The organism is Ornithobacterium rhinotracheale DSM 15997, from assembly GCF_000265465.1.
GTDB lineage: Bacteria > Bacteroidota > Bacteroidia > Flavobacteriales > Weeksellaceae > Ornithobacterium > Ornithobacterium rhinotracheale.
In genome coordinates this window covers 1,451,367-1,466,715 of record NC_018016.1, presented here as the reverse complement: position 1 = coordinate 1,466,715, position 15,349 = coordinate 1,451,367, and the positions used below count along the sequence as shown (strand labels likewise).

14 protein-coding genes are annotated in these 15,349 nt (G+C 38.0%); 9 read left to right on the top strand and 5 right to left on the bottom strand.

Annotated features, from left to right (window positions below; all coding sequences use genetic code 11):
* Positions 1 to 79 precede the first annotated feature (79 nt).
* Entirely contained in the window at positions 80 to 964 is an 885-nt protein-coding gene (locus ORNRH_RS06910) for a cation diffusion facilitator family transporter (RefSeq protein WP_014791166.1), read from the top strand.
* A 3-nt stretch (positions 965 to 967) separates the two neighbouring features.
* Here the strand turns inward: ORNRH_RS06910 and ORNRH_RS06905 are convergent, their stop codons facing one another.
* The gene (locus ORNRH_RS06905; protein WP_014791165.1) at positions 968 to 2,803 is read right to left on the bottom strand and encodes an ABC transporter ATP-binding protein; all 1,836 of its coding nucleotides are present in this window, start codon (positions 2,801 to 2,803) and stop codon (positions 968 to 970) included.
* A gap of 90 nt (positions 2,804 to 2,893) precedes the next feature.
* On the opposite strand from ORNRH_RS06905, the gene ORNRH_RS06900 reads away from it, so the two are divergent.
* The 6 genes from ORNRH_RS06900 (at position 2,894) to ORNRH_RS06875 (ending at position 8,518) form a co-directional block, all read left to right on the top strand.
* Positions 2,894 to 3,415 (top strand): adenine phosphoribosyltransferase, encoded by a 522-nt coding sequence (locus tag ORNRH_RS06900; RefSeq protein WP_014791164.1) that lies wholly within the window; start codon positions 2,894 to 2,896, stop codon positions 3,413 to 3,415.
* Between the two features lie 41 nt (positions 3,416 to 3,456).
* Positions 3,457 to 4,806 (top strand): TolC family protein, encoded by a 1,350-nt coding sequence (locus tag ORNRH_RS06895; protein WP_014791163.1) that lies wholly within the window; start codon positions 3,457 to 3,459, stop codon positions 4,804 to 4,806.
* A 3-nt stretch (positions 4,807 to 4,809) separates the two neighbouring features.
* A complete protein-coding gene (gene tsaB / locus ORNRH_RS06890) occupies positions 4,810 to 5,475 on the top strand; it encodes a tRNA (adenosine(37)-N6)-threonylcarbamoyltransferase complex dimerization subunit type 1 TsaB (RefSeq protein WP_014791162.1) in 666 nt (221 codons plus the stop codon).
* A gap of 14 nt (positions 5,476 to 5,489) precedes the next feature.
* On the top strand, positions 5,490 to 5,876 hold the full coding sequence (locus ORNRH_RS06885; RefSeq protein ID WP_014791161.1) for a DUF423 domain-containing protein: 387 nt from the start codon (positions 5,490 to 5,492) through the stop codon (positions 5,874 to 5,876).
* A gap of 74 nt (positions 5,877 to 5,950) precedes the next feature.
* On the top strand, positions 5,951 to 6,727 hold the full coding sequence (locus ORNRH_RS06880; protein WP_014791160.1) for a M48 family metallopeptidase: 777 nt from the start codon (positions 5,951 to 5,953) through the stop codon (positions 6,725 to 6,727).
* A gap of 3 nt (positions 6,728 to 6,730) precedes the next feature.
* A complete protein-coding gene (locus ORNRH_RS06875; protein ID WP_014791159.1) occupies positions 6,731 to 8,518 on the top strand; it encodes a glycoside hydrolase family 13 protein in 1,788 nt (595 codons plus the stop codon).
* 72 nt (positions 8,519 to 8,590) lie between these two features.
* Here ORNRH_RS06875 and ORNRH_RS06870 read toward each other — a convergent pair whose 3' ends face one another.
* The 4 genes from ORNRH_RS06870 to ORNRH_RS06855 all read right to left on the bottom strand — a co-directional run bounded on the left by ORNRH_RS06870 (position 8,591) and on the right by ORNRH_RS06855 (position 12,762).
* Positions 8,591 to 9,934 carry a peptidylprolyl isomerase gene (locus tag ORNRH_RS06870; RefSeq protein ID WP_014791158.1) on the bottom strand — a complete coding sequence of 448 codons (1,344 nt, stop codon included), beginning with the start codon at positions 9,932 to 9,934 and terminating at the stop codon, positions 8,591 to 8,593.
* Complete coding sequence (locus ORNRH_RS06865) at positions 9,909 to 10,751, bottom strand: hypothetical protein (RefSeq protein ID WP_036601127.1); 843 nt, start codon at positions 10,749 to 10,751, stop codon at positions 9,909 to 9,911. Before ORNRH_RS06865 ends, ORNRH_RS06870 begins: the two co-directional genes overlap by 26 nt.
* Positions 10,752 to 11,936 (bottom strand): peptidylprolyl isomerase, encoded by a 1,185-nt coding sequence (locus ORNRH_RS06860; protein ID WP_169313188.1) that lies wholly within the window; start codon positions 11,934 to 11,936, stop codon positions 10,752 to 10,754.
* Positions 11,937 to 12,015: 79 nt separating this feature from the next.
* On the bottom strand, positions 12,016 to 12,762 hold the full coding sequence (locus ORNRH_RS06855; protein ID WP_014791155.1) for a hypothetical protein: 747 nt from the start codon (positions 12,760 to 12,762) through the stop codon (positions 12,016 to 12,018).
* 71 nt (positions 12,763 to 12,833) lie between these two features.
* Here ORNRH_RS06855 and pepT point away from each other — a divergent pair, with 71 nt between their 5' ends.
* Positions 12,834 to 14,078, top strand: a complete 1,245-nt coding sequence (gene pepT, locus ORNRH_RS06850) for a peptidase T (RefSeq protein WP_014791154.1) — start codon at positions 12,834 to 12,836, stop codon at positions 14,076 to 14,078.
* Between the two features lie 10 nt (positions 14,079 to 14,088).
* Positions 14,089 to 15,345, top strand: a complete 1,257-nt coding sequence (locus ORNRH_RS06845) for a cation:proton antiporter domain-containing protein (RefSeq protein ID WP_014791153.1) — start codon at positions 14,089 to 14,091, stop codon at positions 15,343 to 15,345.
* Positions 15,346 to 15,349: the final 4 nt, after the last annotated feature.

The window sequence follows — 15,349 nt, the reverse complement described above, 5'->3', positions numbered from 1 at the left end:
AATTATTTTTGGGCTAATTCTTTTTTTATTCCTTCAATTTTAGGCAAATTTGCACTAAAGCATTTAAGTCCAAAAAAACTTGCAAAATCATAATATACATAAAGCTAAAAGCGCATTATTTCTAGGGATTCTCGGCAATTCATTTTTATTTTTTGTAAAATTACTGAGCGGGATTTTCGGGAACTCTTTTGCACTCGTGGCAGATGCCATCGAATCCTTGACCGATGTTATCTCTTCTACGCTTTTATTCTTTGGGTTTAACTACGCACACAAGCCGCCCGACAAAGATCACCCTTATGGGCACGGACGAGCAGAGCCACTCATGACTTTTGTCGTGGTGATTTTTCTCGTAATTTCTGCATTGATTATTGCACGAGAAAGTATCATTAATATCCAAACACCTCACGCTTTGCCCAAGCCTTTTACCTTATATATATTGGCGGCGATTATCGTTTCTAAAGAGTTGTTTTATCGCTATTCGGCTCGTGCGGGCGAAGAAAGCGAAAGCACCTCTGTAAAAGCCGATGCGTGGCACCATCGCGCCGATGCACTCACCTCGCTAGCGGCTTTTGTAGGCATCAGCTTTGCTCTGATTATGGGACAGGGTTACGAGGCTGCAGACGACTGGGCGGCACTGGTAGCTTGCGGAATTATATTGTATAATGCTTATAGTATTTTCCGTCCTGCTCTGGGCGAAATTATGGATGAGCACCGTTACGATGATTTTGTTGCAGAGATTAGGGCGATATCTAAAAATGTTTCTGGCGTGCACGCTACCGAAAAATGCTTTGTGCGCAAACAAGGCACACAATATATAATAGATATACACTTAATTGTAGATGGCGAAATCACTGTGCGACAAGGACACGATATCGCTCACCAAGTGAAAAAAACTTTGATTGAAAAATATCCAAAAATCATCGAGGTGATGACGCATGTGGAACCTCTGAAGAAAACGACTTAAAAATTAATCGAAATTCTGCATTTTTATCAATTGAGCATACATTCCAGTTTTGGCAATTAATTCCTCATGCTTTCCTTGCTCCTTGATTTCTCCGTTCTCCATTACCACGATTAAATCTGCATTTTGAATGGTAGAAAGTCTATGAGCAATCATTAAAGATGTAGTGCTCTGCATCATATAATCAAGTGCTTGTTGCACCAATCTTTCTGAATGCGTATCAAGTGCCGAAGTCGCTTCGTCCAAAATCATAATTGGCGGATTCTTCAGAACAGCACGCGCAATAGAGAGACGCTGCTTTTGTCCGCCCGAAAGCTTACTTCCACCCTCACCTATATTCTCTTCGTATTTTAAAGGCAATTTCTCGATAAACTCCTTTGCATTTGCCACCTCTGCAGCATGATACACTTCTTCTGGCGTCGCATTTTCCTTTCCGAGTGCAATGTTGTTATACACCGTGTCGTTGAACAAAATGGAATCTTGCGTTACCATGCCCATGAGTTTTCTAAAATCTTTTAAATTTAAATCTTTAATAGAAACGCCATCGACCAAAATTTCTCCTTCTTGCGGATCGTAAAATCTTGCGAGCAAATTGGCAATCGTAGATTTCCCACTCCCCGACTGACCGACGAGTGCTACGCTCATACCTTTTTTAATGGTTAAATTAAAGTTTTTGATAATTGGCGTGTCTTTTTCATAGCTAAAGCTTACATTTCTAAACTCAATTTCATGATTAAATTCATTAATTTCCACGGCATTTGCTTGCTCCTCTACCACAACATCGGCGTCTAAAATTTCAAAGACACGCTCTGCGGAGGCATTTCCGCGTGCGATGTCTGTTACCGCTTTAGACAAACTTTTGGCAGGATCTAGCATTTGGAAAAAAATCCCGATAAAAGTCAAAAATGCCTCTCCCGTTAAATTCCCTCCTTCAATAATGACTTTTCCACCATAAAAAACTAAAATAATCATGGTTACAGAACCTAAAACTTCACTCATTGGCGAAGAAAGTTCGTAGCGTCGTTCTACTTTATTATAGATTTTTCGCCAAGTGCTATTGAGCTTAAAAAAGCGTTTAGTTAAAATATTTTCAGCATTGAAAATTTTAATGATTTTATTGGCAGCAATGGTTTCCTCCACACTAGAAATCAACCTGCCCAACAGGTGCTGAGACTCGTGCGAAGATCTTTTAAGACTTTTAGAAATCATAGAAATCACGCCCCCCATTAGTGGCAAAACAATGAATGCCACCAAGGTTAAACCTGCGTTTAAATAAATCAACATTACCAGCGAGGCTATAATCATAAACGGAGCACGAAATATCTCAATCAACGGGTTTAAGTTATATCGCTGAATGTTATCTACATCGCTAGACACACGGCTCATTAAATCGCCCTTGCGTTGATCGGTGAAAAAAGAAACGGGCAATTTTACTATTTTGGCATATAAATCGTTTCTAATATCGCGAGAAATTCCTGATTTTAACGAAATTACATAACACTGAGCGGCATATCTAAAGATATTTCTCAATAAAAACAAAGTTACCGTAATTAAACAGATGAAGGCTAAAACCGTTAATTCCCCATGAACATTCATTTGCTCTGCAATGTATTTATTCAGTAAATATTGCGCATGTTGAAAACTGAATTCCCCCACGCCTTCTGGTTCAATGATTTCGGTAGTATTTTTCTCCACATTGTCAAACAAAATCTTGAGTATCGGGAACAATGAGGATATCGAAAAAATGGCAAATAAGGAATATAAAATATTGAAAAATACAGTGAGTACTAAATCTAGCTTGTAAGGCTTTATGTATTTTAAAACTCTTTTAAATGCTTTCATAATCAAAATTGAAATGCAAATGTAATCAAAATGTATTATTTGAGATTATATAATTATTTATTAAATTGCAAACTTTATTAATCATCAGTTATGACATTAGCCAACGAAGTAGCCTCTTGCATAAGAGTTGTTGAAGATTTCCCGCACAAAGGAATCTCTTTTAAAGATTTTAGCGGTGTGTTTCAAAATCCAGAAGTTTCAGAAAAAGTGATTGCTTATTTTGCAGATCAAGCCAGAGGAAAAGTAGATGCTGTCTGCGGTATAGAGAGTCGTGGTTTTATCTTAGGACTTCCTATCGCTCTTGCATTGAAAGTTCCTTTTATAATGATTAGAAAAAAAGGAAAATTACCACCTCCTACCGTGGAGGCTTCTTATGAGCTAGAATACGGAGCAGCTACGCTAGAAATGGTAGATGGGCAATTGGAAAAAGGAGCTCGAGTGCTCATTCACGACGATGTTTTAGCAACTGGGGGCACCGCTGCTGCGTGCGCAGAACTGGTTACCAAAGTGGGAGCAATTCCTGCCCAGTTTAATTTCTTGATTGAACTCGATTTTCTGAAAGGAAGAGAAAAAATTGGCAATACAGAAATCGTTACTATTTTAAAATATTAAACCCAACTCATTTTTTTGAGTTTTTTGCCTTTAATCTTAATATGAAAAAGACATTTCTTCTCGTTTTTGGCGGACTTTTCAGTCTTGGTTTGGCTCAAAACCAGCAGTGGTCGCTTGAGCAAATGGTAGCTTATGCCAAACAGCATAACCTCAACCTTCAGCAAAATAGAATTAACACACAATTGATCGATAATCGTGTAACAGCTGCCAATCGCCAAAAACTCCCTACCGTGAGTGCCTCGATTGGAAATGGGCTAATTGCAGGGGTGCAAGGTGTGCCGATTACCAACTCCAACCAGCAGTATGTGGGAAAAACCAATGGCTTTCAATTATATCAAAATTCATTGTCGGTTTCTGCCAATATGCTACTCTACAATCACGGGAGGCTTAAACTAAACGAGGAGAAAGCTAAACTCGACGCACAAGCTGCGCAAGAAGATTTAAAAGCACTTGAAAATCAATTAACGCTACAAATCTTAAATCAATATTTGAATGTTTTGTTGCAAAAAGAATTGGTTTTAAACTTTCAACAAAAATTAAAACTTTCTGAAAATCAATTAGAACAGACTCAAAAATTATTTAACGGAGGGGCAATTCCGCTCAGCAATGTCTACGAGTCTAAAACTCAACTGGCGCGTAGCAAGCAAAATGTGGCAACTGCCGAAGTAAATGTGCAAGAAGCTTTGTTTAATTTAGCTCAACTTTTACAGCTAAAAGACACCGAAAGCTTTGATGTGCTCACGCTGAATTTAAGCGAAAATCCGCAACGATTGATTGATAATATAGACCAAGTAATTGCGCACGCGTATCAAAATCAACCAAGGATTAAAAATGCTGAAATTAAAGCACAAAGCTCTCTGAAAGACATAGAATTAGCCAAAACCGAATTCTGGCCAAGCCTTTCTGCCTCTTATGGCATCGGCACCAATTACCGAGCGTATTTGAACAAAGGCATTGATTCCGATAGGCTTTTTGACCAATGGTGGAACAACCACACGCACAATTTTGGGCTAAATCTCAATATTCCGATTTTTAATAAAAATCTCACCAAATTAAATGTCGAAAATGCTGAACTGCAAGCACAAATGGCAGAAAAAGATATTGAGATCAAAAAACAACAACTCAAAGAAGAAATCCAAAAAGCTTATTTCAACACCTCGAGCAATTATCAAAAATTTATTGCCGTGCAAGAGGCAGTAAAATCCGCAGAAGTATCCATGGATTTTGCTCAAAAAAGCTTAGATGCAGGCAAAATCACGCTGTATGATTTCAATCAAGCAGCCGAACGATTATTTAGTGCAAAATCAGAACTTTTACAAGCTAAATACAATTATATTTTCAGCCTAAAAGTCCTTGATTTTTATTTAGACAAACCGATTACATTTAATTAAAAAATGGCTTTAATTTTAAATATAGAAACCTCCACCCGCAATTGCTCGGTCTCTGTGGCTCGAGATGGCAAGCTGGTGGCACTTTGCGAAGAAAGCAAAGAGAATTATGAACACGCCGAAAAGCTTCACCGTTTTATGCAATGGGCTCTGGAGGCAGAAGATTTATCTTTTGAGGATTTGGACGCCGTTTGCGTGAGCAAAGGCCCGGGCAGCTACACAGGATTGCGCATCGGGGTTTCGGCGGCAAAGGGCTTATGTTTTTCGTTAAACATTCCATTGTTGAGTTTAAATTCTCTGGAAATTTTGGCGCGTTCAGTCGAAAATGAAAATAATGCAGACTACATTATCCCGATGATTGATGCTCGCCGAAAGGAAGTCTACACAGCAACCTTTACCCCACAAATGCAAATTATCGAAAAAACGAATGCTAAAATTTTAGATGAAACAAGTTTTCAATCTTTTAATAATAAGAAAATCATTGTTTTGGGCGATGGCGCAAGCAAAGCCAGCGAAATCCTAAAACTCGAAAATGCCACTTATCTCACCGAAAGCTTGCCTTCTGCCAAAGATATGTGTGCAGAATCGTTTAAATTATATCAAAATCAACAGTTTGAAGATGTGGCTTATTTTGAGCCTTTTTATCTAAAAGATTTTGTAGCCGGAAAATAAAAAACTACCATAAAATGAAACAAATTACACTTATCGTAGGAGCAGCTTATGGCATGGCTTCCATCATATTAGGAGCCTTTGGGGCACATGCATTCAAGAAAATTCTTTCGGTTGAGAAACTAATGAGTTTTGAAGTCGGGGTGCGCTACATGATGTATCATGCTTTATTGCTTCTGATTTTAGGTTTTTACTTAAATTTTAAAACAAGTATAGAAAACTACGCCGCTATTTTAATCATGATTGGCTGTTTTTTCTTTTCGGTGAGTATTTTCATTCTTGCTTTTTCGGAGAAAATTTCGGTTCCTACCAGTATTCTCGGGCCTATCACACCCATTGGTGGCATGTTGATGATTTTGGGCTGGGGGCTACTTTTATTCCATTTTATTAAAACTAAATTTTAAATTTAAAAATCTATTAATTATTGTATTTTTTACAATTATAAATAGTAAATTGCTATCTGAATTCAGTAAAAAAAATGAGAACTAATAAAGTTTTTTTTAGATTAATCATTGCCATTGGAATTGCATTATTTGCGTTGTTTAGATATTACTCAAATAGCTCCATGAACGAAATCACGGGCGAGAAGCAACACATAAGCATCAGCCCTGAGCAAGAAATTCGTTTGGGACTGGACGGGCGCGATTATATGATTAGAGAATCTGGTGGCTTGCTACAAGATGCTAGAACGCAAGAATTTATTAAACAACTTGGGCATAAGATTGTAAATAATAGTGCCGCGCACAAAACGCCATATCAATTTAATTTCCATGTACTTGCAGATCCTAATACGGTAAATGCTTTTGCCCTACCCGGCGGACAAATTTTTATTACCGTAGGTTTGCTTAAAAGATTAAAAACCGAAGGGCAAATAGCGGGCGTTCTAGGGCACGAAATTGGACATGTGGTAGCAAGACACAGCGCAGAGCAAATGGCGAAACAGCAGCTCACACAAGGACTTGTAGGCGCAGCAGGCGTTGCAGGTGGCGATGTAAACTCTGCACAATATGCTCAAATGATTGCCAATATGATTAATCTAAAATACGGGCGTGGCGATGAGCTAGAAGCCGATGATTTAGGCGTAAGATTTATGATTGAAGCGGGATATGATCCTCACGAGCTCATCGAAGTAATGAAAGTGCTCGAAGAAGCCTCAGGCGGCAATCGTCAGCCAGAATTTACGAGTACCCACCCAAGCCCTACCAACCGAATGGAAAAAATCAAAACGGCGATAGAGAAATACAAAAATCAGTAAAATATGGATTTCAAAGCTTCACACACAGCATATGATTCGCCTCCAGAATGGGCAAAAAATGCGATCTGGTACCAGATTCTTGTGGAGCGATTTTACAATGCAGACCACAGCAACGACCCTAAACTTGAAAATATCAAAAGTGCTTGGCCTGGAAATTTAGACGAAACTTGGCAAATTACTCGCTGGACTAGCGACTGGTATGCCAATCCGCCCCACTCCCCCGACAAATTGCTGATGCAACAGTGGTATGACCAAGTACAAGGCAGAAGATATGGGGGAGATATTCAAGGGATTATTGATAAATTAGATTATTTAGAAGACTTGGGCATTAATGCTCTATACTTAAACCCCATCAATGATTCGCCATCATTGCACAAATACGATGCGAGATATTATCATCATGTAGACATTCATTTTGGTCCCGATCCAGAAGGCGACAAAAAGATAATTGCTCAAGAAGACCCTGCCGATCCCAGCACTTGGCAGTGGACAAGTGCCGATTTACTTTTCCTAGAATTGGTGGAAAAAGTACATGCCCGCAACATGCACATCATCATTGATTTTTCTTGGAATCATACAGGAAATGAGTTTTGGGCATGGCAAGATTTAGTTAAAAATAAAAATAAATCTCCTTACAAAACTTGGTATAATATTTCTGAGTTCGATGATGACCAAGAAGACGCAGAACTATCCTACCAAGGCTGGTCTGGCGTGAAAGAAATGCCAGAGTTCAGAAAAATTCAATATTCTGAGAAAGTGAGTGGTTTCCCATACGAAGGGGATTTAGATGAAAGTTTAAAATCACATATTCTAAAAGTGGCTCAACGCTGGCTCGCGCCCGATGGAGATCCAAGCAAGGGAATTGATGGCTACCGCCTAGATGTTGCCGACCAAATTGGAATGAATTTTTGGCGTAAATTCAGACAACGCGTGCGCCATGTGAAACCCGATGCGCTGCTTGTAGGCGAAATCTGGTGGGAAACTTGGCCAGATAAAATGATGGATCCTCGCCCTTATCTAAAAGGGGATATTTTCGATTCAATCATGTTTTATCAAGGTTATCGTTTTGCGCGTGCTTTTTTCGGACGAAACGAACAATATGCAGGTGCTCTAGATATGGCGGAAAATCTAAGACTATCAGTTTCGGGCATGAAACGCAGTACCATAGATTGCTTGATGATGATGAGTGCCTCGCACGACACGCCTCGCCTGCTCACTTCTTTCTTTAACAAAGGAAAATACAAACATTTAGCCAAACCAATGGATGATGTGTCCTACAAAACACAAAAGCCTGATGAAGAAACTTATTTAAGAGTTAAAAACTTTTTGGTTTTCCAATTTACGATGCCAGGCGCACCACAAATTTGGGCGGGCGACGAAATGGGCATGTGGGGTGCAGATGACCCCGATTGTAGAAAACCCCTCTGGTGGAAAGAATTTGACTTCGATCCTGAAACGGCAAATCCGTTTGAGGAAGCAGAATCCATCTATAACGAAGTGGGCTTTAATGATGAATTACACGCTTTTTACAAAAAAATCATTGCGCTACGCAAAAAGCACGAAGTTTTAAACAAAGGAACGACTCGTTTTCTCTACACCGATCAAGATTTATTAATCGTTCAGAGAAAGCGAGGAAACGAGCGTTTTATCATCGCATTTAACAATCACACCGAAACGATTAATTTAGAATTTATCCCTTTACACTTAAAAGGATACGATGTCTGGAATGACTGTCCTGTGGAGCGCATTATGAGCCTGCCGCCGCTGAGTTTTACTATTATTAAAAAATAAGATTTTGCTATATTTTACAACATAAAAAAAGAGACTCACTTGAGTCTCTTTTTTCTTTAAGAATCTTTCATCTTACTTCTTCAACCAATTGAACTCAAAATTACAATTTTGGTAATCTTTTCCTATTTTAATGTAAGTGTTTGGTAAGTTTTTGCGAATCCAGTCGTACAAAACCTCTTGTTTTTTCTTTTGTAAAGTATAGTTTTTCAATCTGGTGTAATCGGTGCTTAGACTGATTTGGTGTGCAGGAATCACATCGATTAATTGAAGGATTGAAAGCACTTTTTTGTTTTTGTATTCAGATTCAAAAATATCACTGATATCGCCTTTTTGCAATCCCGCCAAAGCATACACTTGGTTGTATGGCAAGCTACTACGCTCAAAGCGATCTTCGCCCGTTTGAGGATTAGTAAGCACTCCTCCGTTAAATCTTGTGTACTTATCCACAGAATTTTGCAAAGCAGCTTCTTTAAATGTTATTTTTCCTAATTTTATATCTTGCTTGATTTTCTCTAATTTCACCTTAGCCGAATCGATTTCCGCTTGGGTAGGCTTTGGCACCAATAAAATATGACGAACATCGATGGCTTGTCCTAAACGCTTGTCTAATTTAATGATGTGATAACCAAATTCTGTTTCTACGGGATCCGAAATTTGTCCTTCTTCTAGGTTGAAGGCTACGGCATCAAACTCAGGAACGAATTTTCCTCTTTTGATGTTTTTATACAATCCGCCTTGGCTTGCAGAACCTGGATCTTGCGAAAACAAAGTTGCTTTGGTTGCAAAACTTTCCCCGTTTTCAATATCTTTTTTGATTTGCTTCAACGAATCGATGATTTGCTGTTTGTGCGCTTCGGTAATTTCTGGATAAATGATGATGTGCGCAAGCTCTACCTCTTCGTTTACTCTTGGCAACTCGCTTTTGTTTTTCTCAAAGAAATTTTTCACATCTTCTGGCGACGCATCTACATTCTCATCAATCATTGATTTTTTAGTTTCAATTAGAGCATTTTCGCGCACGATATTTTCCAATAAATTTTTAAGCTCTGGAATGGTTTTCACCCCATAGACTTGTAACAATTGTGCATCGGTCGCGCGGTTTCTAAAATCTTCCAAAACGGCTTCTGCTCTCGCTTTGATTCTATCGTCGGCGATTTTCACTAGCGTATCGTTTTTAGCATGGTTCAGAACCATTTTCTGTACTAGCATATTGTTGAGAAAGCTACATTTATCTGGGAAAGTTTGTCCGTTTTGTTTAGCAATTTCGTAATCACGATCAATGTCGGATTGCAAAACAATCTCGTGACCTACCACCGCTTCTACTCCGTCCACTTTGTGACTTTGCGAAAAACCGATCACAGGCAAGGCACACAATAGTGCTATCCATAATTTATTTGCGTTCAATTTCTTTATCATATATTGCTTTTTGGTATAATTCTTCTTTTTTTTGAGAAAGCAAATTTAGCTTTCTTTTATTTAATATAATATTTTTTAGGGCTCTTTTTGCATAGCCAATTGGTGCAGATTGCCCTTCGGTGGCAAAGTTAGAAATTTTAAGCACAATAACCTTTGCTTGTTGATTAATTTCAAATACACGATCTCTTTGCAAAAAGCGGCTCTTTGGCGTATCGGGTGGTAGCTGCATTAATTTCAAAAAATCTTTCCAATCAATCCATTCGTTATCACCTAATTGAGCCGTAAATTTATTTTCGTTGGCTAAATTTTTAAGTGATTGCATCGCCTCGGGGCTTCCTTGCCTCATCCATTTTTTCACCTCCGAAACTTGGTCTGGATTCACAGAAATGAATTGATATTCCAAAATCGTATTTCTCACAGGAATTATTGCAGGATTTTCTTTGTAAAAAGCCTCAATCTCCGCATCAGTAGGTTCTTTGGGCGGATTTTCTGCCAGCCACTGCTCCTCGATTTCGTTTAAAATCAAATCATTTTTATAGCTTTCTACCTTCACCTCAATGTCAAGCAATTGATCTTTAGACAAAATATCTTCGCTACTTTCCATCAAGACTTTAGATTTCAACCAATTATCTATGTAGTTTTGCGCCAATTTCGCACTATCTTCCGAGGAAACGCCCACAGGAATCACACTTTTTAATTCGCTGGTAGGCAATTCATAATCTTTGTATTTCGCCACCCACTCGCCCGAATCGGAATCTTTGCAAGATGCGAAAAACACCACCGAAATCAGTAATATTTTAGTTAAATCTCTCATCATTTATTTCAATTCTGCAGGAATTTCTACTTGGGCATTTTTTCTTAAATCATTCATCACTTTGTCAAAATAAAAGCTGCGGTAATCGTCTCTCAAAGTGTTTCCTGCCTCTTCCATCGTCATCGGTGTTGGGGGCACCAAACGCACAATTTGAATCACCGCTGGAGCATTGCGAAAAGTGGATTTCTGCACTTTTTCGTTTGGGTTTAATTTTCCAAGCTCAGGAGAATTAACCAAGAAAAAACCTTCGTTGTGAAATACTTTTGGCTGATTGCCCACCCATTGATCGGTATATTGTTTTTCTACAAAATCGGCTGTTTTTCCTTGCTTAAGCCACTGCATTACTTGCTTAGCGTCTGGCTCATTTATGTATCTAAAAATGTTTAATTCATAACGATCTGGCCAAGTGTATTGCGATTGATTTTTAGCTAAATAAGCTTTCTTCCCCGCTTGGTCTTGATCTGCCTCGTGATAAATGTGTTTTTCTATGAAATAATTAATGAGGATTGTATTTTTCAAATCATCGGTAAGGCGTTGATACGCTGGATAATATTTTCCTAAATGATTTTTTATATCTTCTAACAGAAATTTATCTCTCACCAAATAATAGCCATCTTTCATCAAAGCAGAAAGATTTTTCTTTTTCACATCGCCCCCTTTTACTTCGTTGAGCATTTGGATGTAATCTTGCTGCGTAAATTTCCCCGTTGGCGTGGTAAAAATGGCTTTATTTCCTTTGAAATTAGTTTTTTGAGCCGTGTTTAAATAATCTTCCCCGAGTGCTTTATTCACCTGAACAATTGCGGCAGAATCCAGCCTTAATTGTTGTAAATTCTGAAACAATAGCAAATTATTTATCACATTTTTCTTCTGCTGCTCATTGAGCGAATCGATTGGGATTTTAAATTCTTTTCCTTTGGCAATGAGCAAACTGTCCCAAAACGGACGCGTGTAATTTTCTAAATTATTTTTATACAATTGTTTGTAATAATAAGTTGTATCTGCCCTATCTTCCAAAGCCTTTTGGCGCATCAATTCATACCCCACATAATCCTTAATCGCATTGGCAACGCCCTCTGCCTCAATATTATTTTTATATTTTTGTTTAAACTCTTTTACGCTGATTTTGGAGTTATTTACTTTAATGAAATTCTGCTGTGCTAGCGACAGAGAACTTATTAAAATCATTAAAATTCCTATTTTTTTCATCGATTTTGGTTCTGTTTTTAATTGCACTAAAGTAATGCTTATCTTGGTTTTATGCAAATTATTGCTCTCCAAACAAATATAATGCCCGATTGTAGGCATGCTCAAAAGCCAAAGTTCTGATGCTTATCGGTGCTCGATGCACATTGGCAAAACTGATGAGATTTTCGGTTGGTATCTGGTGTTGCAAACCGTGCAAACAGCTCACAAAATTTCGTTCGCCCAGCGCGTGTAATTTTTCTATGCTAGCTTGCCAATTCTCGTCATGAGTTTTTAAATGCCAAAAATGCTCAAAATTATAATTTTCAAGCATTTGCAATATCTTTTCAAAATCGTTTAAATTCTGATTTTCTTCGTCCTCCAAAATGCGAATTTTGGTTATTTTTAAATCTGAAATCTCTTGGAATAAATGCTCGGATTCTTTAGCCATGAAAAAAGAAAATGGCACCAAAAGAATTATCTTTTGTGCTAAAGATTGATCTGCCTTAAAAAAATCATTAAAAATCGTTTTTTTAGTAAAAAATTCATCGATGTCCAAAAGCCAATAATCCCAAAATTTAGCTAAAATCAGTTTTTCATGCAACTTGCTTGTTGTAACTTTTACACAAATTTGAGTATCAGTTTTTTGTGCTTTAAACTCACTCAAAAAATGAGCATATTCGGAATAATTTTTTTCGTTTAATTCAAAATCTAAATAATTGAAGTTCACTCTAAAAAGTGATTTATAGTAAGAAAATATCTTTTCTAAATCAGGGGCTTTTGACATCGCAGCAATTGCTGCAAGGGGGCTTTCGGTAATGTGTATCATAGATAATTTAATGGCTTAAATCTTGGTTAAATGTAATTTAAAATTACTACTTTTACAAAAAATTTATATCTATGGACGCTAAATGGAGTAAAAAATTACTTGAAAGATTTATAGGCTACACCAAGGTTTACACAACGAGTGAGCCAGATGTGGAGCAAATTCCTAGTACTGAGCGCCAATGGGATTTGGCGAGATACCTTAAAAATGAATTGGAGGAGCTTGGGCTTGAAGATGTAAGTATAGACGACCATGCCTATGTAATGGGTTATTTGCCTAGCAATCAAGATAAAGAGCTACCAACAATTGGGTTTATTGCTCACTTTGATACTTCGCCAGACTTCAGCGGAGAAAATGTAAATCCTCAAATTTGGGAAAATTACGACGGAAAAGATGTGGTGCTAAACAAAGCAGAAGACATTGTTTTGCGTGTTTCTGAATTTCCTGAATTGGCTGAATATAAAGGCGAAACTTTAATCACTACCGACGGGACTACTTTGCTTGGAGCAGATGACAAAGCGGGTATTGCAGAAATCGTAACGGCAGTGGAATATCTCATCGCTCACCCTGAGATTCCAAGACCACGCATTGCGGTAGGATTCACTCCAGACGAAGAGGTGGGAAAAGGTGCTCATCTATTTGATGTTGAGAAATTTGGTGCAGATTTCGCTTATACCATGGACGGAAGTTCTGTAGGTGAATTGGAGTATGAAAACTTCAACGCTGCGGGAGCTAAGGTGAAATTCGTGGGAAAAGTGGTTCACCCTGGTTATGCTAAAGGTAAATTGGTAAATGCGTTGCATTTGTATAGAAGATTTGGTGATTTGCTCCCAGAAAACGAAGTGCCAGAACGCACCGAAGGGCGAGAAGGTTTCTTCCACCAAAGTTATATTTGCGGTGATGTAGACGAAGTGAATTTAGAATTAATCATTCGCGACCATGATTTGGAAAAATTTGAGGCACGCAAAAAATTGCTTCAAGATATTACAAAACAAATGAATGATGAATTGGGCGAAGAGCGTGTAATCACCACTATCAAAGACCAATACTTCAACATGCATCAGCACATCAAAGATAAAATGTATATCGTAGATTTGGCAGAGCAAGCTATGAAAAATCTTGATATTAAGCCATTAATTAAACCAATCCGCGGGGGAACAGACGGGGCTCAGCTTTCTTACAAAGGATTGCCTTGCCCTAACATCTTTGCGGGCGGACAAAATTTCCACAGCCGTTTTGAGTATGTAACGCTCGAATCTATGGAAAAAGCCACCGATGTAATCGTGGAGATGGCTAAACTTGCAACTACCAAATTCTAAAATATCTCTGATGGATATATATTTAATCATGGGCGGAATGTCCATCCTTATTATATTTTCCTATTTATTTGATACTATAGCAAGAAACACCCAATTCCCCTCTGTAATCCTACTGATTGCGACGGGGATTGGGCTTCGTTTTTTAGCCGATAGTTTTCATTACCATATTCCTTATTTAGATAAAATTATACCTACCTTCGGGACTATTGGGCTGATTTTAATCGTGCTCGAGGGGGCACTAGAACTCAAAATCAACAAAGAAAAAAAGGGAATTATCTTCAAGGGATTTATCTCGGCACTGGTCATTTTATTGCTCACTGCCACGGGGCTAGCTCTGCTTGTAAATTATTGGCTAGGCGTCCCTTTTCTAAACGCAATGCTGGAAGTAACGCCACTTGCAATCATCAGTAGTGCGGTAGCGATACCTAGTGCTGCGGGACTCATCGAAAAAGATAAAGAATTTGTGGTGTACGAATCCACATTTTCAGACATTTTAGGGATTATTCTATTCTATTTTATCAAACCACACATCATCGACTCCAACGGAGAACCCTACGAAGTCGCAAAATCTATTACCATCGGGTCATTTGGCTCACTTATTTTAGAAATGGTCATTGTGGTAATCGTTTCCTTTGTAGTGATTTACATACTCTTCACTTTAATTGAAAAAATATCGCATAATGTCAAATTTTTCTTGATTTTAGCCTTATTAATCCTAGCTTATGTCATTGCTAAAAAATTCCATCTTTCAGCTTTGATTATCATTTTCTTCTTCGGATTATTCATGGCAAATACCCGAGATATGCTACCCGATAAGTTTAAAAAATATATCCCTACCAAAAAGGTGAATGAAGGTTTGCACGAGTTTCATTTGCTCACCGCAGAATCTACATTTTTAATCCGTACGGGATTTTTCCTATTCTTTGGGTTTAATATTACTTTAGACATGTTTAGCAACACGGCTACCTATTTATATGGTTTAGCCATTATCGGGATAATATTTTTTGTACGCTTTGGGTATTTTGCAGCCACACAACCACGCAATATTTTGCCCACAGCGAGCATTGCCCCACGAGGGCTAATTACGATTTTGCTTTTCCTTGATCTGCCACTTGCCATGAGCAATGATTTTGTGAATGAAAAAGTGCTTTTAATCGTAATTTTACTCTCCATGCTCATCATGCTTTTGGGCTTAATTTTGACACCTGAGAACAAAGAAACCAAAGAAAAACCAAAAGTGGATATGAACACCTTTGGCGATGTATAAAAAT

Bases quoted from the DNA above. Each gene is read 5' to 3' on its own strand.
- ORNRH_RS06905 (WP_014791165.1), bottom strand. From the start codon at position 2,803: ATGAAAGCATTTAAAAGAGTTTTAAAATACATAAAGCCTTACAAGCTA.
- ORNRH_RS06900 (WP_014791164.1), top strand. From the start codon at position 2,894: ATGACATTAGCCAACGAAGTAGCCTCTTGCATAAGAGTTGTTGAAGAT.
- ORNRH_RS06895 (WP_014791163.1), top strand. From the start codon at position 3,457: ATGAAAAAGACATTTCTTCTCGTTTTTGGCGGACTTTTCAGTCTTGGT.
- tsaB (WP_014791162.1), top strand. From the start codon at position 4,810: ATGGCTTTAATTTTAAATATAGAAACCTCCACCCGCAATTGCTCGGTC.
- ORNRH_RS06885 (WP_014791161.1), top strand. From the start codon at position 5,490: ATGAAACAAATTACACTTATCGTAGGAGCAGCTTATGGCATGGCTTCC.
- ORNRH_RS06880 (WP_014791160.1), top strand. From the start codon at position 5,951: ATGAGAACTAATAAAGTTTTTTTTAGATTAATCATTGCCATTGGAATT.
- ORNRH_RS06875 (WP_014791159.1), top strand. From the start codon at position 6,731: ATGGATTTCAAAGCTTCACACACAGCATATGATTCGCCTCCAGAATGG.
- ORNRH_RS06870 (WP_014791158.1), bottom strand. From the start codon at position 9,934: ATGATAAAGAAATTGAACGCAAATAAATTATGGATAGCACTATTGTGT.
- ORNRH_RS06865 (WP_036601127.1), bottom strand. From the start codon at position 10,751: ATGATGAGAGATTTAACTAAAATATTACTGATTTCGGTGGTGTTTTTC.
- ORNRH_RS06860 (WP_169313188.1), bottom strand. From the start codon at position 11,936: ATGATTTTAATAAGTTCTCTGTCGCTAGCACAGCAGAATTTCATTAAA.
- ORNRH_RS06855 (WP_014791155.1), bottom strand. From the start codon at position 12,762: ATGATACACATTACCGAAAGCCCCCTTGCAGCAATTGCTGCGATGTCA.
- pepT (WP_014791154.1), top strand. From the start codon at position 12,834: ATGGACGCTAAATGGAGTAAAAAATTACTTGAAAGATTTATAGGCTAC.
- ORNRH_RS06845 (WP_014791153.1), top strand. From the start codon at position 14,089: ATGGATATATATTTAATCATGGGCGGAATGTCCATCCTTATTATATTT.